The organism is Sphingomonas sp., assembly GCF_042096255.1.
In the GTDB taxonomy this organism is placed as follows: domain Bacteria; phylum Pseudomonadota; class Alphaproteobacteria; order Sphingomonadales; family Sphingomonadaceae; genus Sphingomonas.
The window spans coordinates 42,353-65,052 of the sequence record NZ_JBELLZ010000003.1 but is presented as its reverse complement, the minus strand read 5'-3'; the positions used below and the strand labels follow the sequence as shown (position 1 = coordinate 65,052).

General features: G+C 67.1%; 22 protein-coding genes and 1 tRNA gene. 11 read left to right on the top strand and 12 right to left on the bottom strand.

What is annotated here, in order from left to right; translation table 11 throughout:
• Positions 1-161 precede the first annotated feature (161 nt).
• The gene (locus tag ACFDTH_RS01275) at positions 162-1,880 is read left to right on the top strand and encodes a M10 family metallopeptidase C-terminal domain-containing protein (protein ID WP_375285683.1); all 1,719 of its coding nucleotides are present in this window, start codon (positions 162-164) and stop codon (positions 1,878-1,880) included.
• Between the two features lie 49 nt (positions 1,881-1,929).
• Here the strand turns inward: ACFDTH_RS01275 and ACFDTH_RS01270 are convergent, their stop codons facing one another.
• Complete coding sequence (locus ACFDTH_RS01270; RefSeq protein WP_375285700.1) at positions 1,930-2,400, bottom strand: M10 family metallopeptidase C-terminal domain-containing protein; 471 nt, start codon at positions 2,398-2,400, stop codon at positions 1,930-1,932.
• Positions 2,348-2,869, bottom strand: a complete 522-nt coding sequence (locus ACFDTH_RS01265; protein ID WP_375285682.1) for a hypothetical protein — start codon at positions 2,867-2,869, stop codon at positions 2,348-2,350. The genes ACFDTH_RS01270 and ACFDTH_RS01265 overlap by 53 nt, the downstream gene beginning before the upstream one ends.
• A 73-nt stretch (positions 2,870-2,942) precedes the next feature.
• Between ACFDTH_RS01265 and ACFDTH_RS01260 the strand changes: the two genes are divergently transcribed.
• Positions 2,943-3,233 carry a hypothetical protein gene (locus ACFDTH_RS01260; RefSeq protein WP_375285681.1) on the top strand — a complete coding sequence of 97 codons (291 nt, stop codon included), beginning with the start codon at positions 2,943-2,945 and terminating at the stop codon, positions 3,231-3,233.
• Positions 3,234-3,315: 82 nt separating this feature from the next.
• Complete coding sequence (gene secA, locus ACFDTH_RS01255) at positions 3,316-6,051, top strand: preprotein translocase subunit SecA (protein WP_375285680.1); 2,736 nt, start codon at positions 3,316-3,318, stop codon at positions 6,049-6,051.
• A 13-nt stretch (positions 6,052-6,064) separates the two neighbouring features.
• On the opposite strand, the gene ACFDTH_RS01250 is transcribed toward secA, so the two are convergent.
• From ACFDTH_RS01250 to ACFDTH_RS01235, 4 genes are all read right to left on the bottom strand, one after another.
• Positions 6,065-6,892, bottom strand: a complete 828-nt coding sequence (locus ACFDTH_RS01250) for a hypothetical protein (protein ID WP_375285679.1) — start codon at positions 6,890-6,892, stop codon at positions 6,065-6,067.
• A gap of 233 nt (positions 6,893-7,125) precedes the next feature.
• A complete protein-coding gene (locus ACFDTH_RS01245; RefSeq protein ID WP_375285678.1) occupies positions 7,126-7,740 on the bottom strand; it encodes a hypothetical protein in 615 nt (204 codons plus the stop codon).
• Positions 7,741-7,847: 107 nt separating this feature from the next.
• On the bottom strand, positions 7,848-8,063 hold the full coding sequence (locus ACFDTH_RS01240) for a hypothetical protein (protein WP_375285677.1): 216 nt from the start codon (positions 8,061-8,063) through the stop codon (positions 7,848-7,850).
• Between the two features lie 224 nt (positions 8,064-8,287).
• Positions 8,288-8,443, bottom strand: a complete 156-nt coding sequence (locus ACFDTH_RS01235; protein WP_375285676.1) for a hypothetical protein — start codon at positions 8,441-8,443, stop codon at positions 8,288-8,290.
• 187 nt (positions 8,444-8,630) lie between these two features.
• Here ACFDTH_RS01235 and ACFDTH_RS01230 point away from each other — a divergent pair, with 187 nt between their 5' ends.
• From ACFDTH_RS01230 to ACFDTH_RS01210, 5 genes are all read left to right on the top strand, one after another.
• Complete coding sequence (locus ACFDTH_RS01230; RefSeq protein WP_375285675.1) at positions 8,631-9,086, top strand: helix-turn-helix transcriptional regulator; 456 nt, start codon at positions 8,631-8,633, stop codon at positions 9,084-9,086.
• A 25-nt stretch (positions 9,087-9,111) separates the two neighbouring features.
• On the top strand, positions 9,112-9,486 hold the full coding sequence (locus tag ACFDTH_RS01225) for a hypothetical protein (RefSeq protein WP_375285674.1): 375 nt from the start codon (positions 9,112-9,114) through the stop codon (positions 9,484-9,486).
• 22 nt (positions 9,487-9,508) lie between these two features.
• A complete protein-coding gene (locus ACFDTH_RS01220) occupies positions 9,509-10,003 on the top strand; it encodes a hypothetical protein (protein WP_375285673.1) in 495 nt (164 codons plus the stop codon).
• A 100-nt stretch (positions 10,004-10,103) separates the two neighbouring features.
• Complete coding sequence (locus ACFDTH_RS01215; RefSeq protein ID WP_375285672.1) at positions 10,104-10,340, top strand: winged helix DNA-binding protein; 237 nt, start codon at positions 10,104-10,106, stop codon at positions 10,338-10,340.
• An 89-nt stretch (positions 10,341-10,429) separates the two neighbouring features.
• Positions 10,430-11,203: a hypothetical protein gene (locus tag ACFDTH_RS01210; RefSeq protein ID WP_375285671.1), complete on the top strand. Its 774-nt coding sequence runs from the start codon at positions 10,430-10,432 to the stop codon at positions 11,201-11,203.
• A gap of 73 nt (positions 11,204-11,276) precedes the next feature.
• Here ACFDTH_RS01210 and ACFDTH_RS01205 read toward each other — a convergent pair.
• The 3 genes from ACFDTH_RS01205 to moaA all read right to left on the bottom strand — a co-directional run bounded on the left by ACFDTH_RS01205 (position 11,277) and on the right by moaA (position 13,210).
• Positions 11,277-11,351: transfer RNA gene (locus tag ACFDTH_RS01205), tRNA-Asn, on the bottom strand.
• An 87-nt stretch (positions 11,352-11,438) separates the two neighbouring features.
• Positions 11,439-12,218, bottom strand: coding sequence for an NAD kinase (locus tag ACFDTH_RS01200; protein ID WP_375285670.1), 780 nt, complete (start codon positions 12,216-12,218; stop codon positions 11,439-11,441).
• On the bottom strand, positions 12,215-13,210 hold the full coding sequence (moaA, locus tag ACFDTH_RS01195) for a GTP 3',8-cyclase MoaA (protein ID WP_375285669.1): 996 nt from the start codon (positions 13,208-13,210) through the stop codon (positions 12,215-12,217). Before moaA ends, ACFDTH_RS01200 begins: the two co-directional genes overlap by 4 nt.
• A gap of 141 nt (positions 13,211-13,351) precedes the next feature.
• Between moaA and ACFDTH_RS01190 the strand changes: the two genes are divergently transcribed.
• On the top strand, positions 13,352-14,872 hold the full coding sequence (locus ACFDTH_RS01190; RefSeq protein ID WP_375285668.1) for an EAL domain-containing protein: 1,521 nt from the start codon (positions 13,352-13,354) through the stop codon (positions 14,870-14,872).
• A gap of 34 nt (positions 14,873-14,906) precedes the next feature.
• Here ACFDTH_RS01190 and mfd read toward each other — a convergent pair whose 3' ends face one another.
• Both mfd and ACFDTH_RS01180 read right to left on the bottom strand, forming a co-directional pair.
• Positions 14,907-18,359: a transcription-repair coupling factor gene (mfd, locus tag ACFDTH_RS01185; protein WP_375285667.1), complete on the bottom strand. Its 3,453-nt coding sequence runs from the start codon at positions 18,357-18,359 to the stop codon at positions 14,907-14,909.
• A gap of 141 nt (positions 18,360-18,500) precedes the next feature.
• Positions 18,501-18,764: a succinate dehydrogenase assembly factor 2 gene (locus ACFDTH_RS01180; RefSeq protein ID WP_375285666.1), complete on the bottom strand. Its 264-nt coding sequence runs from the start codon at positions 18,762-18,764 to the stop codon at positions 18,501-18,503.
• Between the two features lie 73 nt (positions 18,765-18,837).
• Between ACFDTH_RS01180 and recG the strand changes: the two genes are divergently transcribed.
• Both recG and ACFDTH_RS01170 read left to right on the top strand, forming a co-directional pair.
• Positions 18,838-20,889, top strand: coding sequence for an ATP-dependent DNA helicase RecG (gene recG, locus ACFDTH_RS01175; protein WP_375285665.1), 2,052 nt, complete (start codon positions 18,838-18,840; stop codon positions 20,887-20,889).
• Positions 20,890-20,902: 13 nt separating this feature from the next.
• On the top strand, positions 20,903-21,340 hold the full coding sequence (locus tag ACFDTH_RS01170; protein ID WP_375285664.1) for a DMT family transporter: 438 nt from the start codon (positions 20,903-20,905) through the stop codon (positions 21,338-21,340).
• On the opposite strand, the gene tyrS is transcribed toward ACFDTH_RS01170, so the two are convergent.
• The gene (gene tyrS, locus ACFDTH_RS01165) at positions 21,330-22,556 is read right to left on the bottom strand and encodes a tyrosine--tRNA ligase (RefSeq protein ID WP_375285663.1); all 1,227 of its coding nucleotides are present in this window, start codon (positions 22,554-22,556) and stop codon (positions 21,330-21,332) included. The two genes, ACFDTH_RS01170 and tyrS, sit on opposite strands and share 11 nt — an antisense overlap.
• Between the last annotated feature and the right edge of the window lie 144 nt (positions 22,557-22,700).

Sequence of the window (22,700 nt, the reverse complement as noted above, 5' to 3'; positions counted from 1 at the left end):
CAGCCACGTCCATTCGGTCGGGCAGCAACTTTCGTCGTAGCTTCGTCGCCTCGTGATGTTTTCTGGCAAGGTTTGTCGCGTGGTTGTTCACCCTTGCGATCGTCTCCTCTTAGCGATCGGGCACAAGGCTCAATGGGGAGCCGAACGCAAGGGGAACGATCATGGCGAGGAAGTTCGATAACGAGTATTCGTCTCCCATCGGAGACCTGTTCTTCGGGAGCGATGCGCCTGCAAGACCTTATGTCGACAGCGTGCGTGGTCCCGATGTCCAGCTACGCAAGCTCAACGCGGCGAAGTCGCCCAGCCTGGACGATCAGGTTGCCTTCCTCAGCGGGATCGATGCCGACGGAAAGCTGACGGATGAGTCGTTCTGGGGCCTGAACGGGGGGACCGCGTTCAAATGGGGCCAGGCCGTGGTCGGCACGGGGGCGACGATCAGCTACTTTTTCGATCCAAAATCGAACTTCACCGCTATCGAAAAGGCGACGTTCCTCAAGGCCTTCGGCATGTGGTCCTCGGTGGCGAACGTCACCTTCGTGGAGGCGGCAAACCAGAAGAACGCGGGCGTTCTGTTGCGCCGGGGCGATGATGGCGGTGCCTATTGCAGCACGCCGACCTCGAACGGCAGCGGCGCGACCATGTGTCCCTGCGGCTGCGGGATGCTCAGCTATGAGAGCGCCGATGCAGAGCAGCAGAATGCCGCGGCGCTGGAGGCGGGCAAGATTCCGGGCCCCCACGACCCTTCTGCCGCCCCGGGCCGGGTCACCGGCCAGGCGCTGATCAGCATCGATACCTCCGTTCCTGGGTTCGACCTTTCCGGCGACCTGAACCTCTACGGCGGCTATGGGATGTCCACGGTGATCCACGAGGTCGGTCACCTGCTTGGGCTGGGGCATGGCGGCAATTACAACGGCAACGTCAACGCTGCGACCCAGCAGTTCAGCGCCTATGACGATCGCATGTTCACCATCATGTCGTATATCAGCTGGTACGACAGCGATGCCAAGTACGTCGATCAGAACCCGATCCAGGGCACATACTGGGGCTTTGACGAGAGCTTCAACTACCGCACCGCACCACACACGGTGATGGGGCTCGACATCATGGCCATCCAGCAGATGTATGGCGTCTCGAAGGCATCGCCGTTCACCGGTGGCCAGACCTATGGCTTTCACAGCAACATCCTGGGGCCGATGCGCGACTTCTACGACTTCACCGTCAACTACGAGCCCGTGGTGACGATCTACAACCAGGGCACCGGTAATACGATCGATCTTTCGGAATGGTCGATGGACCAGACGCTCGACCTGCGCGAGGCGTCCTTCTCCAGCATCGGCGGGCTGAAGAACAACCTGTTCATTCAGTGGGGTACTGACATCACCACCGGTATCGGGGGATCGGGCGACGACTTCATCCTCGCTAATGACAAGCGCGGCGTGCTGAAGGGCGGCAGCGGCAACGACGAGCTGCAGGGCGGCAAGGGCGCCGACTGGCTCCAGGGCGATGGTGGTGACGACTTCCTGTGGGGCAAGGCGGGCAAGGACCAGCTGGTCGGCGGCAGCGGTGACGACATCTTCTACTTCACGGACGTGACCGAGACCAACAAGGTCGCGGCGAAGGCCGACGTGATCCTCGACTTCAGCCGGCTGGACGGTGACCAAATTCATCTCGCCGAGATCGATGCGATCAAGGGCGGCAAGGACAATGCCTTCACGTTCCTGGGCGCGCGCAACTTCACCAAGCACGCTGGGGACCTGATCTACAAGGTGGTGGGCGGCGACGCGCAGGTGATGGGCGACGTGAACGGCGACGGCAAGGCGGACTTCACCATCATCGTCGACAACGTCACCAGCCTAACGGTCAACGACTTCGTGTTGTAAGCCGGGGACGGGTCGGCCGGCCGCGCGGCGACGCGGCCGGCGTTACCGTTCAGAGGATGAAGTCGCTGGCGACCAGCGGCGCGTCGGCGTGGACGAGGATGGTGAGGTCGGCGAGGGCGTCGCCGTTGATGTCGCCTCTCAGGAGGATCGTGCCATCCGTATTGATCGACTGCCGCAGTTCGCCCGCGGTGATCGAGAACGCTGCCCGGTCGATGAACGTGAAGGCTTGGTCTCGCCGAACCAGAGGGTTCGCATCGATCGCCGCCAGATTGATCTTGTCACCTTCGCCGGTGCCGAAATGGATGATGTCGGGAGCCTCGTTGCGGCTCTCGCGCTCGGAATGATAGTAAAAGGTATCGGCGCCCATCCCTCCGATGAGGCGGTCGGCGCCTGCACCTCCATTAAGGAAGTCGTCTCCGGCGTCGCCATCAAGCCGATCGGATCCCGCACCCCCGTATAGCGTATCTCTACCATCGCCGCACTCCGCGGCATCGTCGCGATCGCCGAAATAGACATTGATGCTCTCGAAAATTGACGAAGACGCCGAAATGCGTCGAGACGCGCTCGCCCAGGCTCCGGACCAAATGGCTTTCATTGGTGGTGAAGCGGAGCACGAGGACATCGGCTGCATAGGGACCCGCTTCCTCGCCGCGCGCATCCGCGAAGATGAAATTGCCCTCGATATCTCCGGACACGATGACGGTAAGAAGGTCGCTGGTCTTGTAGCCGCGATACGTCAGCCGGTCGATGTCCTCGAACTCTACCGCGGTCGTTCCGAACGTACCGTAGAGAGCCCCCGTATTGGTGACCACGATATTTCCGCGCCAACTGTCGCGAAGCCGAGAATAGTCCACGATCAGGTGATCGAAGCCGCCGCCTCCGCGGATGAGGTCGGTCCCGCCGTAGGCGCCGAAATGCCTAAGCAAGAAGATGTCGTCCGCCGACGTGCCGATGAGATAGTCCGCCCATTCCGTATCCCGATATCGCATCGCCTCCTCCCACTCGCCGGCCCCTCGCGCGGCGGGGTCATGCTATCGCGCGGATCGCGACAAATGCGAGACGGTGGACGCGCCGCGACCGCCTCCCTATGTCGCGGTGGCGATGAACCTGCTGCTGCTCCTGTCCGCGTTGCTGTCCGCGCTCACCGGCGCGGGCGGCTATGCGCGTGCGGCGGAGCCGGCGGCGGCGGTGGCGGGGATCGGCGCGCAGGCCGCGCAGGTGCGGCAGGCGCCGGCGCGCACCGAGCGGCCGATTGCCGCGGCGGCTACGATCCGTGATGTCGCACAGGAGTCCGCCCCAGTGGTGCCGACTGTCGCAAAGGCGCCCGCCTGGCTGATCCGTCGGCGCGAATAAGGCGGGTTGGCCCTCCTTAGCCCTATTTCCGCGCGGTCTGCATTGCGGTGCCGCGCCGCCCAAATATCAGGACCTTTTCGCCATGTTCGGCAATCTCGCCAAGTCCCTGTTCGGCTCTTCCAACGAGCGCTACGTCAAGTCGCTCAATCCCGTCCTCGCCAAGATCGCCGGTTTCGAGCCGCAGCTCCAGGCGATGGACGACGCTACGCTCGGCAACCAGACCGTCCTGTTCCGCGAGCGTCTCGCCAATGGCGAGACGCTCGACAGCCTGCTGCCCGAGGCGTTCGCCACCGTGCGCGAGGCGGCGCGGCGCGTGCTCGGCCAGCGGCACTATGACGTGCAGATGGTCGGCGGCATCGTTCTCCACCGCGGCGAGATCGCCGAGATGCGCACCGGCGAGGGCAAGACGCTGGTGGCGACGCTGGCGACCTATCTCAACGCGCTGCCCGGTGCCGGCGTCCACGTTATCACCGTCAACGATTATCTCGCCGCACGCGACGCGGGTTGGATGGGGCAGGTGTATCGCTTCCTTGGCCTGACCGTCGGCGTGATCGTGCCTAACCTGACCGACGAGCAGCGTCGCGAGGCCTATGCCGCCGACATCACCTACGGCACCAACAACGAGTTCGGCTTCGATTACCTGCGCGACAACATGAAGTACGACCGCCAGTCGATGGTGCAGCGCGCCTTCGCGATGGCGATCGTCGACGAGGTCGATTCGGTGTTGATCGACGAGGCGCGTACGCCGCTGATCATCTCCGGCCCGACCGACGACAAGTCCGAGCAATATATCGGCGTCGATGCGGTGGTGAAGCAGCTCTCGCCCGATGACTATGAGAAGGACGAGAAGCAGAAGACCGTGGTGCTGACCGAGGACGGCACCGAAAAGGTCGAGCGGATGCTGGAGGACGCGGGGCTGCTGGTCGGCGCCAACCTCTACGATTTCGAGAACACGCAGATCGTCCATCACCTGAACCAGGCGATGCGCGCGAACATCATGTTCAAGCGTGACACCGATTACATCGTCAAGGATGGCAAGGTCATCATCATCGACGAGTTCACCGGGCGCATGATGGACGGCCGGCGCTGGTCGGACGGCCTGCACCAAGCGGTCGAGGCCAAGGAGGGCGTCAACATCGAGCCCGAGAACCAGACCATGGCCTCGATCACCTTCCAGAACTATTTCCGCATGTACCCCAAGCTGGCAGGCATGACCGGCACCGCGGCGACCGAGGCGGCCGAGTTCTACGACATCTACAAGATGAACGTCGTCACCATCCCCACCAACCTGCCGGTGCAGCGCGTGGATGAGGAGGACGAATTCTACAAGAACACGCAGGACAAATTCCGCGCGATCGCCAAGCGGATCCGCGAACATGCCGAGACCGGCCAGCCGGTGCTGGTCGGCACCGTCTCGATCGAGAAGAGCGAGCTGCTGAGCGAGTTCCTCCGCCAGGAGGGCGTCGATCATTCGGTGCTCAACGCGCGCCATCACGAGATGGAGGCGCACATCGTCGCGCAGGCGGGCCGGCTGGGGGCGGTGACGATCGCGACCAACATGGCGGGCCGCGGGACCGATATCCAGCTGGGCGGCAACCTCGAATTCCGCACCGACGATGAACTCGCCGGCATGCCCGAGGGGCCCGAGCGCGACGCCGCAATCGAGGAGATCAAGCGCGAGATCGCGGCGGAGAAGCAGAAGGTGCTGGAGGCGGGCGGACTGTTCGTGCTCGGCACCGAACGCCACGAGAGCCGGCGCATCGACAACCAGCTGCGCGGCCGATCGGGCCGTCAGGGCGATCCGGGGCTCAGCCGCTTCTATCTCAGCCTCGACGACGACCTGCTACGCATCTTCGGCCCGGACACCCTGTTCGCCAAGATGATGCGCAACAACATCGAGGACGGCGAGGCGATCGGCAGCAAGTGGCTGACCAAGGCGATCGAGACCGCGCAGAAGAAGGTCGAGGCGCGCAACTACGACATCCGCAAGCAGGTGGTCGAATATGACGACGTGATGAACGACCAGCGCAAGGTAATCTACGAGCAGCGCGCGGACATCATGGACGCCGAGACGGTGGGCGACGTCGTCACCGACATGCGCGCCGAGACGGTCAACGCCATCGTTGGCGAGGCGTGCCCGCCCAATTCCTATCCCGAACAATGGGACGTGGAGGGGATGAAGCTGCGTATCGCCGAGGTGCTCAACATCGTTCTACCGGTCGATGACTGGCTCAAGGAAGACGCGATCGACCCCGAGATGGTCGCCGAGCGCGTCCAGGCCGAGGCCGATGCGCTGATCGCGGGCAAGGCGGCGGAGCTGGAGCCGGAGACTTGGACCCAGATCGAGAAGTCGATCCTGCTCCAGAACCTGGACCACCACTGGAAGGAGCATCTGTCGACGCTCGACGCGCTCCGCCAGGTCGTCCACCTGCGTGCCTATGCCCAGAAGACGCCGATCAACGAATACAAGCAGGAGGCGTTCAGTCTGTTCCAGCGCATGCTGGACAACATCCGCGAGGACGTGACCCGCACGATCGCGCAGGCGCATTTTCAGTTCCAGCCGGTGCCGGACCTGCCCGAACTGCCGGACTTCATCACCAGCCACTTCGATCCGTTCACCGGCGAGGACAATACCCGCGATCTCGACGCGGGTGCGCTCGGGCTGATCCAGACCCAGCTGCCGCCAATGCAGATCGCCCAGCCGACCGGCGCGGAAGTGGGCAGCGATCCGGAAAGCTGGAAAGGCGTGGTCAGCCGCAATGCGCCATGCCCGTGCGGATCGGGGCGCAAGTACAAGCATTGCCACGGCGCAGTATGACGCGAGGGGCCGCTCAGGGAGCGATATAGTCCGCGGTGTTCATGGCCTGGAGGATGCCGTGGCCGCGCACCGCGATCAGCGTCGCCTGATGGCCGCGCCAGATGCTCTGGCGCAACCGCGCGATCGCGGCCCGGTCCCCCGCCGATAGTCCGCGTGCCGGCGGCGGATTGCGGCGCCTCCGCTCGGCCTCCAGGAAAAAGGCCTCCAGCTCGCGGGCGCCGCCATGCACGTCCTTCGTCGTGCGGACATGCTGGCGGATGGCCTTCATCAAGATCGCCTTTCGGTTAGCGGGCAATTTGGGCCAGCCATCCGCCACCATGGCGTGGCGCATATCCGCCTGGGTCAGCAGGATGCGCTCCACGCTGGAGGTGGCATAATTGGTCTTGAGCTGCGCGAGGTCGCGGGGTCCCTCGATCAGCGGCGGCACGCTGATGCCGGCGAGCTTCGCCATGATCCGGTTGGACGCGTCGATCGCACGGATGTCGGCTTGGGTGACGACTTCCTTCCGCTTTGTGTCCTCGACGAGGATCGGGTCGCGCCGGTCGAGCAGCGCGGTCGGCGTCGGGTCCTTCAACTCCGCGCGGTTGAAGTGCAGCTGCTGGCGCACGACGTGGCGGGCGGCGGCGCGCCACATCGGGCTCTCGCGATCGTATCGGGCCAGCAGGGCTTCGAGCTGCGCCTTGTCCTCGGCGGCCAGCGTGCGTTCGGAGCGGGCGATCTGCAAGCGCTCGGTCGAATCTAGGCGGATGTTGCCGGCAAGCTCGATGGCGCGGATCAGCGGCGTAGTGGCGACGGCGGGAACAGGTGGCTGCGCCTCCGTTGTGCGCGACGGTTTTGCCAACTTCTTCGGAGCCTCTGCGTTGCCGCAGCCGGCCACCAGGAGGCTGCCGAGGAGAACCGAGGCAACTTGGTAGAGCGCGTGCCGCATGTCGAACGTCCCAGCCTGTCGCCGCGGACGTCTAGCAGCGCCGGAGCCGTTCCCGGCGTGTCGGGAGACAGGCCGGGCCGGATACGGGACGATGCGCTCGCCGGCCCCTCATCCCGCCGGAAGGCGGGACCAGGGGGCCCGGTACCTCACGAGGAGCGCGGCTGATCCTTGGGCAGCACCACCGTCGGCCCGATCCGCTCGATCACCTCGCGCGCGTTGAAGGCGCGGACGTCCTCCGGCCCGGGGGCACCCTTGCGCATCACGATCTCGGCGGATGCCTCATAGCGATCCACGGTCCGCACATCGAAGTCGTTGAAGCCGTAACCGCCCCATCCGCCCCAACCGAACCCGCCGCCGAACCGCCGCCAGCCGAATCCGCGGCCATAGAATCCCCAGGACGGGCCCCAATACCCGCCCCAGCCGCCATAGGGGCCGAAGGACGGTGTCGTCGAATAGGTGCGTGCCTGGCGGTCGGTATCCCGCTGGACCATGACGAAATGGTCGTAGCCGTTCTCCACGGTCAGTTGCGCTGCGCGGTAGAGCAGATAGCGTTCCACGGTGTCGCGCTCGGTCACGGTGTTGCCGGCAAACGTGACGAGGAAGCGGTTCGCCTCGACCTGCCGGTCGGTATAGCCGGTGCGGTAGAAACCCTTGCCCGTGGCTGGCCGATACGGGGTCTCGGTGGCGCAGCCGCTGAGCACGAGCGCGCCGGACGCGATCGCGGCCAGAAGCGGACCGCGACGGAAGCCGTTGAACAACATCGAAGAAACTCCGGTCCGCCGGGGATGGCGGATGATCGCCACCCTAGCTCATCTTACGCGAACGCAGGATGAACGAAAGGGGTCCCTGCGGCGGCGACTTTGCCGGCTCAGTCCGGGTTGCGCAGATCCTGCTTCAACTCGCGACGCGCATCGCGGGCCTGGGCGCACTGGACGCGCTGCGCGCGCTTGCCCCGGTACGCCTTGGCATTCTGACATTGGGCGGATTGAATCCGGACATCGCGGCGGTCGGCGCGAAGCTCGCCGCGGGTGGTGCAGCCCGCCAGGGCCAGGCCGGTGCCGAGCAGTAGAACGAAGGTACGCATGCATGGTCTCCCGTGGACCGGGCCGTAACGCTATCGAAACGGATTTGATATGGCCGTGGGACGAACCGTGTCGCGCCGTCGGCGACCGGTAGCGACGCGCGGACGATGATCCGGGGGAGGATGATACGCCCGCGCGTCGCCGGAGCTTGGGAAGGCCCCGCGTTCGCACACGGGGTTGGGGGGGTGCGCGAACCGGTTCAGAATGGACCGGTAACGGCGCCGGGTCAACGCATGCGACGTGCGGAATCGTGACCCACGATCTCGATCAGCCGCTGGACGGCGAGATCGAGGTGCGCGGCCACCACGTCCTCGCCCGCCGCATCCAGCAGCACCATCGCCTCCTGCATCAGGCGCAATGCATCTTGAAGCTGTTCCGCCATTGCCAAGGTTCCCGCGACCGAGTTGGGACATCACCTAGGTTGAACTCCGATCCGGAGCAATCTCGCGCAGCGATCCACGTTTCCGATGGTCGCATAACCCATTTGAGGAAGCCAGCGGACCGAATCGGGAAAGTGGCGTCATCGACTCTGCGGCGGGGTTCGGTATGCTCCGTTTCGGAGGGACCAAGTGGCTGCCGACCTTACCGAACTCACGCCGATCCAGATCGAATGCCTGCGGCTGGTGGCTCGCGGCATGAGCGCTTCGAAGGCGATCGGGCGCGAGCTCGACCTCTCGCCGGGAACTGTCGACACCTATCTGTCGCGGGCCAGCCGGCTTCTCGGTGCCGCCTCGCGGCAGGAGGCGGCACGGATGTTTCTCGAGGCGGAGACAAGAGCGGCGGAATGTTCTGGATCGACTTCTCAATCCAGATCGTCGGGGGTTGGCGGGATTGTCCGGACACGGCTTGCTCGGTCCGTCGCCGGAGTTCGGTGGCTGTTCTCGGTGCCGCCGATCAGCGGACCTGAACATGATCTCAATTGGATCGAGAAGACGCTCGCGATCGTTCGGGTCGCCGCGGTGAGCCTGAGTTTCGTCGTCGCCCTGGCAGTGACGGGCGCGGGCCTGCTGTGGGTGACGTCCTAGACGCGGAGCGTTGGAGGAGCACGGAATGCCGCACGTCCCGATACCTGCCGCTGCGATGATCTCCGACGAAGTTAAGGATCTGATCCGCAGCCATGATGATTCCCTGCTGGCCAACCAGCGGCTGTTCGTCTCGGTCGTCACCGCAGCGCGCGATGCCAATGCCGCCTTCAGCGATACCCACCGGGTGTTTGCCGCGCTGCACGCAACGTCCACCAAGATGCTGGATGCACGCTGGGCTGTCGGCGATACCCTGAAGCTGCTTCGCGCCATGGCGCCGTCGTTCGGGGCTCAGCCGGTCCTGGAGGGCTGCGCGGCGACTTGTCCCATCAACAGCGACGCGCACGCCGGCGGCGCCGCCGTTTGCGCTCAGGCCCCGGTTCAGGAACCGGTGGTCGCCTGATCGCGGCGGCTGAGACCGTCCGATGTGGCTGGTTTCGGCCTCTCCCTTTCTGTTCGCCACGCTGGTCGCCGTCGCGTGCGGCACCGCAGCATTACTTGGAGGAACCGCCGGCCGATGGACCGCGCTCCTGTACGTAACCGCATATGTCTCAACAACCGGCGCCAGTTACGTCGACTGGCGCTGGGCCAGCCCGAACTATCTGGTATTCGCCATAGACACGGTGTTGCTCCTCGGTTTGTACGTCGTGGCGCTACGCAGTCGCCGATACTGGCCGATCTGGCTTGCGGGCCTGCATGTGCTGACGGTGTGCGCGCATTTCAGCGCCATGCTTGCGCCCGCCCTGGCCTTCCGGGTGTACTTCATCCTGGAGGTGGTCTGGTCGCTGCCCAAGATGGGCGTGCTGCTGCTGGGAGTGCTGATCGACTGGAGGCGCGACCGTGACCGGCGCGGCGGCGACGGACCGCGTCGGGACGGGTCACGTCGCGGGCACGCGACCGGGGGGCGCCGGGGTGGCTAACGGGTCGCCTGACCTGGTGTCGGTGGCCCGCCGGGTACTACGCCAGGTGGACCTCGGGCAGTCATTGTTCCCCGGGCACCTGTGCAGCGCCGGGGCATATATGCTCATCGACCTGTTCGTGGCGCGGCGGACCCGGACCCAGGTGACGATCAGTGGAGCGTGCATTGCTGGCCGGGTGCCCGCGACCACTGGCCTTCGCTGGATCAAGCTACTGTGTGACGACGGCCTGGTACAACGCCGACCCGATCCCGTTGACCGACGTCGTCACCTCGTGGAACTGACCGATAAGGCCGACCGCCTTGTCGCGGCCTGGCTGGAAGCATCGGGCATGCCATAAAGGCGCGGCCGGGCAGGGCGGGCACGGCCCGCCAACGGACCGGTTCGCCCGGCCTAGCCACGCAAACGCCGCGTCGCTACTTCCCTGGTATGGCCACCAAACCCCGCATTCTCGCCGTCGGCAGCTGCCGGATCGCACGTCCGCTGCGATCCCTGCACAAGCTTGGCGTGATCGACTTCGCGAACAAGGAGGAGCCGTGGTTCACCCACTCTTCCGGGGAAGGACTGCAATATGTGCGCCTGATCCGGGGATCCCTGAAGCTGGACGAGCGTTTGCGTCCGTTCGTCGATGTGCCTGACCGGGAGGAATCGCCGTCGCTCGCGCGACCCGGTTCCGTTCGCGACATCGATCTGGTTCTGGTCGAGATTTCCGCCCTGAAGGTCGCCACCGTCGCGGGTGAGTTCGTCCACGTGCCGAAGGTTTGGACTGCGGCGGACGCACTCGGACTCGACAATCGCGCATCCACGTCCAAACGGGGTGTGCCCTGGCCGGCAGGGCACCCCCTTCGCGACATAAAGCTCGCCCAAGAATCGGAAGCCGATATCGTGGGCAATCTGCGCGCCATCGGTGCGGAGGTTCAGGCACCCGTCACGATCTGCGACCACATTCATGCGCTGGACAAGGATGGGAATCCGCTGCCCGCGCGCGAGCGCCTGTCCGAACTGCTTTCGGAGGTCGGGCACAAGCACGGCATTCCGAAATTCTCGACCAAGGACATGCTGGTCCAGCACGATCAGCAAGCCGCGCTTCTTGACAGCACCCACTATCGCGACAGCTTCGAGAAGACGGCCGGTGAGTATTTCTGGTCGTTCCTGAGTCAGGCCCTCGCCAGTTATCACGAGAAGGCGCGCCTGAGCGCCTGATCGCTGCGCACAACGTCGCGGCTTGGCCTGATTGCAAGGCGCGCGCCAACGCGGGCGTCGCGAGAGGATCCGGTGGCTCCCTGAGTAGGATTCGAACCTACGGCCGCTCGATTAACAGTCGAGAGCTCTACCGCTGAGCTATCAGGGACCGTCACCGGAGCGGCGTCCTATACAGCCGCCGTTGCGTGTTTCAACCCCCCTGAAAGCATGCGCGCGTATGCCGCTGTGACGCGTTTCAGGAGGCGAACTGTTCCATCGTGATCCGGTCGTCCAGCGCGTGCTCGGGATCGAACAAGAGCGTCAGCTCGCGGGTGCGATCGATCGCGATCTCGACGCGAGCCACATCGCGGACCTCGTGCTGGTCCGCCACCGCCGAGACGGGGCGCTTGCTTGGGTCGAGTACCCGCAGCGCGATCCTTGCCTTGTCCGGCAGGATCGCCCCCCGCCAGCGTCGCGGCCTGAATGGGCTGATCGGGGTGAGGGCGATCATTGAGGCGCCGAGCGGCAGGATCGGGCCCTGCGCGGACAGGTTGTAGGCAGTGGAGCCTGCGGGCGTGGCGGCGAGGATGCCGTCGCAGGCGAGCTCCTCCAGCACCACCCGTTCGTTGACGCTGACCTCGATCTTGGCGGTCTGCCGCGTCTCGCGCAGCAGCGATACCTCGTTGATTGCAGGGTGGTGGTGCAGGCGGCCGTCGATGCCGGTGGCGATCATCGCAAGCGGATTGACCTTGAAGCTGCGCGCACTCGACAGTCGCTCGTCAAGCCCGAACGGTCGCCATTCGTTCATCAGGAAGCCGACCGTTCCCAGGTTCATCCCGAACACCGGCACGGCGGGATGGTGGCGTCCGAGCATCGTGTGCAGCGTCTGGAGAAGAAACCCGTCGCCGCCCAGCGCGATCACCACGTCCGCCTCTGATGGGTCGCACCAGTCCCAAGCGTCGGCAAGCACCTGTCGCGCGGCCTGCGCCTGCTCGGTCGGCGACGCGACCAGCGCGCGCCGCGGGTAGCTGTTCATCCGCCGGTCACGCTCATGTGCCGCGCCACCGCGGGTGCCGCGCCGCGCGAGATGCTAAAGTCGTGGCGCGCCGGCTTGATCGCGAGCGCACCGTCGATGGCGGCATCGAGCGCGTCGACGCCGCCGTCGCGCAGCGCGGCCTTGAGATCGACCTGGTCGTCATGACCGAGGCACATGTACAGCTTGCCCTCGGTGGTGAGGCGGACACGGTTGCAGCCATCGCAGAAGTTCGCGGTGAGCGGTGAGATCAAACCCAGACGCGTGCCGCTGTCGTCCACCTGCCAGTAGCGCGCGGGGCCGCCGGTACCGTGCGGATCGCGCGACAGCGCGAAGCGGGCGGACAGGTCCTCGAACAAGCGGGTGAGCGGCACGAAGCGGTCGGCGCGATCCTCGTCGACGGCGCCGAGCGGCATGGTCTCGATCAGCGTCAGGTCATGTCCCTCGGCGACGCACCAATCGAGCATCGGCGCGATCTCTTCCTCGTTGAGCCCGGCGAGCGCCACCATGTTAATCTTGACGCGAAGTCCCACGGCGGCGGCGGCGGCAATGCCGTCCAGCACCTCGGCCACGTTTCCGTGCCGGGTGATGTAGCGAAACGTCTCGGCATTACGGCTGTCGAGGCTGACGTTGACGCGGCGAATGCCGGCTTCACGCAGCGCCACGGCGTGCTGCGCGAGGCGCGTACCGTTGGTGGTCATGGTCAGTTCGTCGAGTCCGGTGCCGACATGGCCGCCGAGCCGGCGGACCAACTCGCCGATATCACGCCGGACCAGCGGCTCGCCTCCCGACAACCGGATCTTGCGGACGCCGCGGGCGATGAACCGCTCCGCGATGATGGCGATCTCCTCCAGCGCCAGCAGAGCGCTGCGCGGCAGGAAGGTCATCTGCTCTGCCATGCAATAGCGGCAGCGCAGGTCACACCGATCGGTGACGGAGATCCGCAGATAGCGGATCTGACGCCCATGCGCGTCGATAAGAGGATCGGATCTCACCCCGCTGAAGCTAGGCGTTGCTACGGCGGGGTGCAAGCGCGCGCCCGGATCGGGAGGAGTCATCCCGATGCGGAACGGTGGGCGCTGCGTTTGGGTCCGCACGCAGTTGATTACTGGCAGCGGCCATCTAGACCCGCGCCGATGGACGAAAGCTTCAACCGCCGCGTGGCGATCCATAGTGGGTGCCGCGGGGGAACGATCGCGGCGTTGGTGGATGCGGCGGGCTGGACAGTGGACGCACGCGCGGTGATCGCGATCGTCGATCTGGCCGACGGCCCGATCGAGGCGATCGCGCAGGCGGTGATCGCCGTTTCGACGCTGACCGGCAGCGCGGCGGCTTGGCAGGCGCATGCCGCCGGAGCGACGCACTGGCTGGCCGCGGACTTTGGCCCGGCCGACGTCGCCGCGGCGCTTGCTTTCGCGGAGCGCTTCGTGCGCGCGGACGGGTGGGTCAGGCCTGAGCGGCGCGATCCGGTGCGGCGCGAGGACGGCGTACTGGCCGACTGGCTGGCGGAGCGAACGGAGCCGGTATCAGCGATTGTGGTCGTGCTGACCCGGTTCGAGTTCGTCAACGCCGCTTACGGGCGCGCCACCGGAGACGCGCTGATGGCGGCAGCCGCGGCGCGGATCGAAGGCTGGGCCCGGCAGGCCCTCGGCGCCGGGGCGATGTTGCGCCGCGCCGGCACCGAGTTCGTGCTGCTCACCGATGGAGGGGTGGCGCCCGATGCGATCGCCGCGCTGGACCGTGCTTTGGCGCTCCCCTTCGACGCCGCCGGCACGGCGGCAAGCCTGGGAACGCGGATCGGCACTGCCCGGGCGGCACCGGGCGACGATCTGCCGGTGCTGCTGTCGCGCGCACGCCGGACCCTTGGTCAGCCGAGCGGCCCGGCGGCGAACGACGGTAAGCTCGACGCGCTTGCCGCCGATCTGCATCGTGCGATCGAACGCAGCGAGATCGCTATTCGCTACCAGCCGCAGGTCGCGCTCGGCTCGGGCGCGATCCTGGGGGTGGAGGCGCTGGCGCGCTGGGACCATCCGGTGCTGGGCGGGCTGGGCGCGGACGACCTGTTCGCCGCAGCCGAGCGTGCCGATCTCGGCAACGCCGTTTCCGAACACATTCAGCGCCGCGCGCTGGCGGAGGTGGCTGACTGGCCGGCGGCGCTGGCGCGGCTGCGGGTGTCGGTCAATGTCACCGCGGCCGACCTCGCGCGGCCCGGTTTCGCGGAGGCGTTCCTGGCGCGAATCGATGCAAGCGGCGTTGCACGCGGTCGGGTGACGGCGGAGATCGTGGAGACCGGGCTGATCGACGACCTCGACCGCGCCGGCGCGGTGCTGGCACGGCTGCGCGGCGCGGGCTGTCGCATCGCCATCGACGATTTCGGCACCGGCTATTCCAGCCTCGCCTACCTCAAGGCGCTGCCGATCGACTATCTCAAGATCGACCGCAGTTTGACCCGCGACATCGCCGGCTCCGAGCGCGACCGGGTGATCGTCCGCGGCGTGATCGCGATCGCGCGCTCGCTCGGCATGGAGACGATCGCGGAAGGCGTGGAGACGGAGGCCGAGCGCGCGCTGCTCGCCGCGGAGGGCGGCGATCTGTACCAGGGGTTCCTGTGTTCGGAGCCGGTGGATGGAGAGCGACTGGCGAAATTGGTCGGGTGATAGGCCCTCTCTCTTGATGGGAGAAGGGCAGCAATCACCCCGCAGCCTTAGCCAGCCCCTTCGACAGTTGCAGCGCACCGTGCAGCCGCGCCGCCGGATCTGCCCAGTTGCGCGTCAGCGCCAGCTTCGAATCAGGCCGCAGCTTGGCGATCCCGCCCAGCTTCTCGACATAGGCCATCAGCCCCGGCACGTTGGGCGGATTGTCGTCGTGGAAGGTGACCAGCGCGCCCTTCGGCCCGATGTCCATCTTGGCGATGCAGGCGGTCTTCGCGTTTAGCTTGATCTCGATGACCTTGACCAGATTGTCGGTCGCCTCGGGCAGCGGCCCGAACCGATCGATCATCTCCGCGGCGAACGCCTCCAGGTCCTGCTTCGCCTCCAGCTCGTTGAGGCGGCGGTAGAGGCCCATGCGCAGGTCGAGGTCCGGCACATATTCCTCCGGGATCAGGATCGGCGCATCGACGGTGATCTGCGGCGAGAAGTCCTCGCGCCGCTTGGCGAGGCCGCCCGCCTTGGCGTCCATGATCGCCTCCTCCAGCATCGACTGGTAGAGCTCGTAGCCGACCTCCTTGATGTGGCCGGACTGTTCGTCGCCCAGCAGGTTGCCCGCGCCGCGAATGTCGAGATCGTGGCTGGCGAGCTGGAAGCCGGCGCCGAGCGAGTCGAGATCGGACAGCACCTTGAGGCGCTTCTCCGCCGCCTCGCTCAGCATCCGCTCGGGCGGGGTGACCATATAGGCATAGGCGCGCGTCTTCGACCGGCCGACGCGGCCGCGCAGCTGATAGAGCTGGGCGAGCCCGAAGCGATCGGCGCGGTTGACGATCATCGTGTTGGCGGAGGGGATGTCGATGCCGCTCTCGATGATGGTGGTGGAGACCAGCACCTCATATTTCCTGTCGTAGAAGGCGCTCATCCGCTCCTCGACCTCGCTCGCCGACATCTGCCCGTGCGCGACGACGTAGCGGACCTCGGGCACCGCCTCGCGCAGGAACTCCTCGATCTCGGGCAGGTCGGCGATGCGCGGGGTGACCAGGAAGCTCTGGCCGCCGCGATAATGTTCGCGCAGCAGTGCCTCGCGCAATACCACCGGGTCCCACGGCATCACATAGGTGCGCACCGCCAGACGATCGACCGGCGGTGTCTGGATGACGGACAGTTCGCGCAGCCCGCTCATCGCCATCTGCAGCGTGCGCGGGATCGGCGTGGCGGTGAGGGTCAGCAGGTGGACCTCGGCCTTGAGCGCCTTGAGCTTCTCCTTGTGGGTGACGCCGAAGCGCTGCTCCTCGTCGACGATGACGAGGCCGAGCCGCTTGAAGGTGATCCCCTTGGCGAGCAACGCATGCGTGCCGACCACCACGTCGATGGTGCCGTCCGCCAGCCCTTCCTTCACCTTCTTGGCCTCAGACGCGGGTACCAGGCGCGAGAGGCGGCCGATCTCGATCGGGAAGCCCTCGAAGCGCTGGCGGAAGTTCATATGGTGCTGGCGCGCGAGCAGAGTGGTCGGGCAGACCACCGCCACCTGCATCCCCGCCATCGCCGCGACGAAGGCGGCGCGCAGCGCCACCTCAGTCTTGCCGAAGCCGACGTCGCCGACGATCAGCCGATCCATCGGCCGCCCCGCGCCGAGATCGCCCAGCACGTCCTCGATCGCGCGATCCTGGTCGTCGGTTTCCTCATAGGGGAAGCGATCGACGAAGGTGGAATAGCCGCTGCCGTCGGGCTCTGCGACCTCGCCGGGGCGGAGCGCGCGCTCGGCCGCGGTGGCGATCAGCTCGCCCGCGATCTCGCGGATGCGCTCCTTCATCTGCGATTTGCGCCGCTGCCACGCCTCGCCGCCGAGCCGGTCGAGCGTGGCGCCTTCCTCGCTGGAGCCGTAGCGGGAGAGCACCTCCAGGTTCTCGACCGGCACGTACAGCTTCGATCCGCCGGCATATTCCAGCGCGACGCAATCGTGCGGCGCGTTGGCGACGGGTACCTGGGTCAGCCCCTCATACTTGCCGATGCCGTGATCGGTGTGGACGACGAGGTCGCCGGGCGAGAGCGTCGACAGCTCGGCCAGGAAGGCGTCGGCGGACTTGCGGCGCTTCTTGCGGCGGACCAGCCGGTCACCCAGCATGTCCTGTTCGGTCAGCACCGCCAGCGCCGGGGTGGTGAAGCCGTTGTCGAGCGGCAGCACCATTAGCGCGACCTGCGTCTCGCCGACCCCCTGCGCCTCCTGCCAGGTATCGACGAACTTGGCGCCGGTGAGGCCATGGTCCTTGAGCAGGCTCGTCAGCCGCTCGCGTGCGCCGTTCGAATAGCTGGCGAGGATCGGCTTGCGCCCTTCCTTGCGCAGCGCCGAGAGGTGCGCGACCACCGCCTCATAGACGTTGCTGCCGCCGGCGCGCTCGGGCGCGAAGTCGCGCGCGCCATCCACCTCGAAGTCGAACACGGTGTTCGATTGAGGCTCGTGGAACGGCGTGGTGGTGTGGCAGGCGGCTGCCTCCAGCTCGGCGTCCCATTCCTTTGGCGCGAGGTAGAGCGTCTTGGCGGGCAAGGCGCGATAGCTTCCCGGCTGGGCGGCCTCGGCGCGCTTCCTGTTCTCGTAATAATCCGCGACCGCCTCGAACCGCGCCTCGCCCGCGGCGCGTACCCCATGGTCGCGCACCGCCACCGAATCGCCGAGATGGTCGAACAGGGTGGCGAGCTTGTCCTCGAAGAGCGGCAGCCAATGCTCCATGCCGGCCAGGCGGCGCCCTTCGCTGACCGCCTGGTAGAGCGGGTCCCCGGTGGCGGTGGCGCCGAACGTCTCCCGATAGCGCGCGCGGAAGCGCTTGACGCTCTCCTCGTCGAGCAGCGCCTCGGAGGCGGGCAGCAGGACGAAGCCGTCGATCCGGCCGGTGGTTCGTTGGTCGCCAGGATCGAAGGTGCGCACCGTCTCGATCTCGTCGCCGAAGAAGTCGAGGCGCAGCGCCTGCTCCTCGCCGCTCGGGAACAGGTCGACGATCCCGCCGCGCACCGCATATTCGCCCTGGTCGTGGACCGTGTCGGTGCGGACATAGCCGTTGGCGGTGAGCAGGGCGGAGAGCTTGTCGCGGCCGATCCGCTCGCCGGGCTTCAGGTTGGCGACCAGTTGGCGGATGCGGAACGGGGTCAGCGTGCGTTGGGTAGCGGCGTTGGCGGTAGTGAGGACGAGCTGCGGCCCCTTTGCCTTCTGCTGGAGGCGATGGAGGGCGCCGACCCGCTCCGCCATGATCCTCAGTGTCGGCGAGGCGCGGTCATAGGGCAGGCAGTCCCAGGCGGGGAACTCGATGATCTCCAGGTCGGGCGCGAAGAACGCCGCGGTCTGGCTGATCGCGCGCATCGCCGCCTCGTCGGGCGCGATGAACACCGCGCGCGTCCTGGCGGCGCGCGCGAGGTCGCCGAGCAGTGCGGGGAGGAAGCCGGTTGGGACGCCCGAAAGGGTGAGGGGGGCGGCGGCGGAGAGGATCGAGGTGAGGGCGGGCATTTGAACTCCCCCCTCCCTGGAAGGGAGGGGTCGGGGGTGGGTCGCGTCTTGGCGGCGTACTGAGAGCCAGGGGAAGACTGAGCCGTATCGCCAGGCCTCCACCCACCCCCAGCCCCTCCCTTCCAGGGAGGGGAGTCCAGGTCAGGTGATCTTCACGAAATCAAGCGAGCGCATCCGCTCCATCATCGGTCCGTCCCAGGCGGGCGGCACCGGGATCGAGCCCATCGCCCAGCCGATGATGTCCACATCCTGCTCTTCCAGCAGCGCCTCGAACCACTCGAGTTCGGCGGCGGTCCAGCGGGCGTGGTGCGCGTCGAAATAGCCGCCGATCATGTAATCGGCCTCGCGGGTGCCGCGGTGCCAAGCGCGGAAGCGCAGGCGTTTCAGGCGGGTGTCGGCGTCCATGGGGCTCCAATGCGAAAACGGCCGGCCGCCTTTTGGCGGTCGGCTGAAGCGGCTAGTGGGGGCACAGATAGTCATGCGTCCCGAAATCCTCAATCCGCTGTTCGCCGAAGTCACCGCGCTCAAGGGCGTGGGGCCAACGCTCGCCAAGCCGCTGGAACGGCTGCATCTTGCACGGGTGGTGGACGTCGCCTTCCATCTGCCCACCGGCGCGATCGAGCGGGTGGCGCGCACCGAGCTCGACATGGCGGATGCCGGGCGCGTCATCGCGATCACCGTTACGCCGCGCGACATCCGCAGCGCCTCCTCGCCGCGCGGGCCGACCCGGGTCAACGCCTTCGATGCGCTCGGCAACCATGTCGGCCTCACCTATTTCGGCGGCGGTTCGGGCTGGGTGCGCAAACTCTACACGATGGGCACGCCCGTGCGTGTCTCGGGCAAGCTGGAGATGTACGGGCAGGAGCTGCAGATAATTCATCCCGACATCGAAGGCGAGGAGGGGTTCCGCGAGCGTGAGCCGGTCTACCCCTTGTCGGAGGGGCTCACCTCGCGCCGGCTCGCCGCGCTCGCCGAGCAGGCGGTGGGGCGCGCGCCGGTGCTGGACGAATGGATCGAGCCGGGCCTGCTGGCACAGCGCGGCTGGCCGGGCTGGCGCGAGGCGCTGGAGCGAATCCACCATGATCCTGGCAACGAGGCGGCGCGCACCCGGCTCGCCTATGACGAGGTGTTCGCCAACCAGCTGGCGATGATGCTGATCCGCGCCGACACCCGCCGCCGCAGGGGCCGGGCGCTACGCGGCGACGGGCGGCTGCGCGACATGCTGCGCCTGCCGTACAGCCTCACCGGCGCGCAGGCTCGCACCGTCGCCGAGATCGAGGGCGACCTCCAGCAGGAGGCGCCGATGCTGCGACTGCTCCAGGGCGATGTCGGCGCGGGCAAGACGCTGGTGGCGACCCTCTCGATGCTGGTCGCGGTCGAGGCGGGCGCGCAGGCGGCGATGCTCGCGCCGACCGAGATCCTCGCGCGCCAGCATTACGAGACGCTGCGCAAACTGCTCGCGCCCTTGCCGATCGAGGTCGCGGTGCTGACCGGGCGCGACAAGGGTCGGGTGCGCGAATCGGTGCTGATGGGGCTGGCGGACGGCTCGATCCACATCCTGGTCGGCACCCATGCGATCTTCCAGGACGCGGTGCGCTATCGCGACCTCGGACTGGTGGTTGTGGACGAGCAGCATCGCTTCGGGGTCGCCGAGCGGCTGGCGCTCGCCGCCAAGGGCCGGACCCAGCCGCACCTCCTGGCGATGACCGCGACGCCGATCCCGCGCACGCTCGCGCTCGCCACGCATGGCGACATGGATCAGAGCCGGCTCGACGAGATGCCGCCCGGCCGCGAGCCGATCGACACGCGGGTGATGAGCGTCGAGCGGCTGGACGAGGTGGTCAATGCGCTCGGCCGGCACCTCTCCGAAGGCAAGCAGGCCTATTGGGTGTGCCCGTTGGTCGAGGAAAGCGAGAAGAGCGACCTCGCCGCGGCAGAGGCGCGTGCCGCGGCGCTGCACGAGCGGTTCGGCGACCGCGTCGGCCTGGTCCACGGGCGGATGCGGCCGGCGGAGAAGGACGCGACCATGGCGCGCTTCGCGGGCGGGCAACTGGGCGTGCTGGTCGCCACCACGGTGATCGAGGTGGGCGTCGACGTGCCCAATGCGACGCTGATCGTGATCGAACATGCCGACCGGTTCGGGCTCGCGCAGCTCCACCAACTGCGCGGGCGGGTGGGGCGGGGCGGGGGCAAGTCCACCTGCCTGCTGCTGCGCGGCAATGCGATGAGCGAAACCACGCGGGCGCGCCTCGCCCTGATGCGCGAGACCAATGACGGCTTCCGACTGGCGGAGGAGGACTTGCGGTTGCGCGGCGCGGGCGAGTTGCTCGGCACGCGCCAGTCGGGCGAGGAGGGCTACCGGCTCGCCGCGCCCGAGATGCTGGGCGCGCTGCTGGAGATCGCGACCGCGGACGCGCGGCTGCTGATCGACCGCGACGGCGGGCTGGACAGCGCTCGGGGGCAGGCGGCGCGGGTGGCGCTGTATCTTTTCGAGCGGGACGCGGGGGTCGCGCTGTTGCGATCGGGCTGATAGCGGCGCGGGCATGACCGCCACCCTCCCGATCCTGCTGGCCGCCATCGCCGGATTGTGCGTCGCCTTCCAGTCTCCCTCCAATGCGATGCTGGCGCGCTCGACCGGATCGGTGTGGTTCGCCTCCACCATCTCCTTCGCCGGCGGCATGGCGCTGCTGCTGGGGATCTGGAGCCTGTACGACCGCACGCCGCTGAGCGCGGTGCGGCAGGCGCCGCCCTGGGCTTGGATCGGCGGCGCCTATGGCGTCACCTTCGTCTTTGCGGTCGCTTACGCCACGCCGCGGCTGGGGCTGGCGGTGACGTTGACCATTGCCATCGCCACCCAGCTGGCCGGGGCGCTGGTGCTCGACCATTTCGGGCTGCTCGGCCTCAAGGCGTCGCCCGTCAGTGCGACCAAGCTGGTGGGGGTCGCGCTGGTGGTCGCGGGGGTGCTGCTGGTCAGGCGGTGACCAGTAGGCCATGATGCTTCTTGCCCGCGGAGATGCGGACCGGCTCGGCACCGATCTCGATCAGGGCGGCCTCGTCGGCGACCTTCTCGCCGGCGACGCGGGCGCCGCCCTGCTTGATCAGCCGGCGTGCCTCACCCTTGGAGGCGCAGAAGCCGAGGCCGACCAGCGCATCGACCAGCGCCACCGGACCGGCCGCGGCGAAGGTGGGGAGCGTGTCGCCCGCGGCGCCCTCCTCGAAGGTGCGGCGCGCGGTCTCCGCCGCCGCCTCCGCCGCTTCGCGGCCGCGGCACATGGCGGTGGCCTCGTTCGCCAGCACGATCTTGGCGGCGTTGATCTCCGCGCCTTCCAGCGCCTGGAGCCGTTCGATCTCGTCGAGCGGCAGGTCGGTGAACAGGCGGAGGAAGCGCCCGACGTCGCGGTCGTCGGTGTTGCGCCAGAACTGCCAGTAATCGAAGTGCGGCAGCTGGTCCTCGTGCAGCCACACCGCGCCGTTCACCGTCTTGCCCATCTTCACGCCATCCGCGGTGGTGAGCAGGGGCGTGGTGGCGCCGAACACCTCGGTGCCGTCCATCCGCCGCGCCAGCTCGATCCCGTTGACGATGTTTCCCCATTGGTCGCTGCCGCCCATCTGGAGGCGGACGCCGTGGCGCTTGGCCAGCTCGCGGAAGTCATAGCCCTGGAGGATCATGTAGTTGAACTCCAGGAACGAAAGCGACTGTTCGCGGTCGAGCCGGAGCTTGACGCTGTCGAACGACAGCATGCGATTGACGCTGAAATGCTGCCCGACCTCGCGCAGGAAGGGGATGTATTCGAGCTTGTCGAGCCATTCGGCGTTATCGAGCATCATCGCGTCGGATGGACCATCGCCGAAGGTGAGGAAGCGTTCGAAGATGCGCTGGATGCCGGCGATGTTGGCCGCGATCACGTCGTCGGAGGCAAGCTTGCGTGCCTCGTCCTTGAAGCTGGGATCACCGATCTTGCCGGTGCCGCCGCCCATCAGCACGATCGGCTTGTGCCCGGTCTGCTGGAGCCGGCGAAGGAGCATGATCTGGACGAGGCTGCCGACGTGGAGCGACGGCGCGGTCGGATCGAAACCGATATAGCCGGGGACGACCTGCGTGGCCGCGAGCGCATCGAGCGCGGCGGCATCGGTGAGCTGGTGGATGTAGCCGCGGGTGGAAAGCGTGCGGAGCAGATCGGAACGGTAGTCGGTCATCGTCGGCGCGTTACACGGACCGGGCCGGACAGGGGAGACGAATTGAGGCGGTTGAGGCGTGAACGCAGTTGTCGCCTCCGACAAATTGAGACAGGACAACTGCCCCACCAGCGCCGCGCTCCGTCACGCACTCATCCTCCGCAC

Bases quoted from the DNA above. Each gene is read 5' to 3' on its own strand.
- tyrS (WP_375285663.1), bottom strand. From the start codon at position 22,556: ATGACCGACTACCGTTCCGATCTGCTCCGCACGCTTTCCACCCGCGGC.
- ACFDTH_RS01210 (WP_375285671.1), top strand. From the start codon at position 10,430: ATGGCCACCAAACCCCGCATTCTCGCCGTCGGCAGCTGCCGGATCGCA.
- ACFDTH_RS01225 (WP_375285674.1), top strand. From the start codon at position 9,112: ATGCCGCACGTCCCGATACCTGCCGCTGCGATGATCTCCGACGAAGTT.
- ACFDTH_RS01235 (WP_375285676.1), bottom strand. From the start codon at position 8,443: ATGGCGGAACAGCTTCAAGATGCATTGCGCCTGATGCAGGAGGCGATG.
- ACFDTH_RS01180 (WP_375285666.1), bottom strand. From the start codon at position 18,764: ATGGACGCCGACACCCGCCTGAAACGCCTGCGCTTCCGCGCTTGGCAC.
- ACFDTH_RS01200 (WP_375285670.1), bottom strand. From the start codon at position 12,218: ATGAACAGCTACCCGCGGCGCGCGCTGGTCGCGTCGCCGACCGAGCAG.
- ACFDTH_RS01220 (WP_375285673.1), top strand. From the start codon at position 9,509: ATGTGGCTGGTTTCGGCCTCTCCCTTTCTGTTCGCCACGCTGGTCGCC.
- ACFDTH_RS01275 (WP_375285683.1), top strand. From the start codon at position 162: ATGGCGAGGAAGTTCGATAACGAGTATTCGTCTCCCATCGGAGACCTG.
- ACFDTH_RS01265 (WP_375285682.1), bottom strand. From the start codon at position 2,869: ATGCGATATCGGGATACGGAATGGGCGGACTATCTCATCGGCACGTCG.
- ACFDTH_RS01240 (WP_375285677.1), bottom strand. From the start codon at position 8,063: ATGCGTACCTTCGTTCTACTGCTCGGCACCGGCCTGGCCCTGGCGGGC.
- ACFDTH_RS01215 (WP_375285672.1), top strand. From the start codon at position 10,104: ATGCTCATCGACCTGTTCGTGGCGCGGCGGACCCGGACCCAGGTGACG.
- mfd (WP_375285667.1), bottom strand. From the start codon at position 18,359: ATGCCCGCCCTCACCTCGATCCTCTCCGCCGCCGCCCCCCTCACCCTT.
- secA (WP_375285680.1), top strand. From the start codon at position 3,316: ATGTTCGGCAATCTCGCCAAGTCCCTGTTCGGCTCTTCCAACGAGCGC.
- ACFDTH_RS01170 (WP_375285664.1), top strand. From the start codon at position 20,903: ATGACCGCCACCCTCCCGATCCTGCTGGCCGCCATCGCCGGATTGTGC.
- recG (WP_375285665.1), top strand. From the start codon at position 18,838: ATGCGTCCCGAAATCCTCAATCCGCTGTTCGCCGAAGTCACCGCGCTC.
- ACFDTH_RS01190 (WP_375285668.1), top strand. From the start codon at position 13,352: ATGGACGAAAGCTTCAACCGCCGCGTGGCGATCCATAGTGGGTGCCGC.
- ACFDTH_RS01245 (WP_375285678.1), bottom strand. From the start codon at position 7,740: ATGTTGTTCAACGGCTTCCGTCGCGGTCCGCTTCTGGCCGCGATCGCG.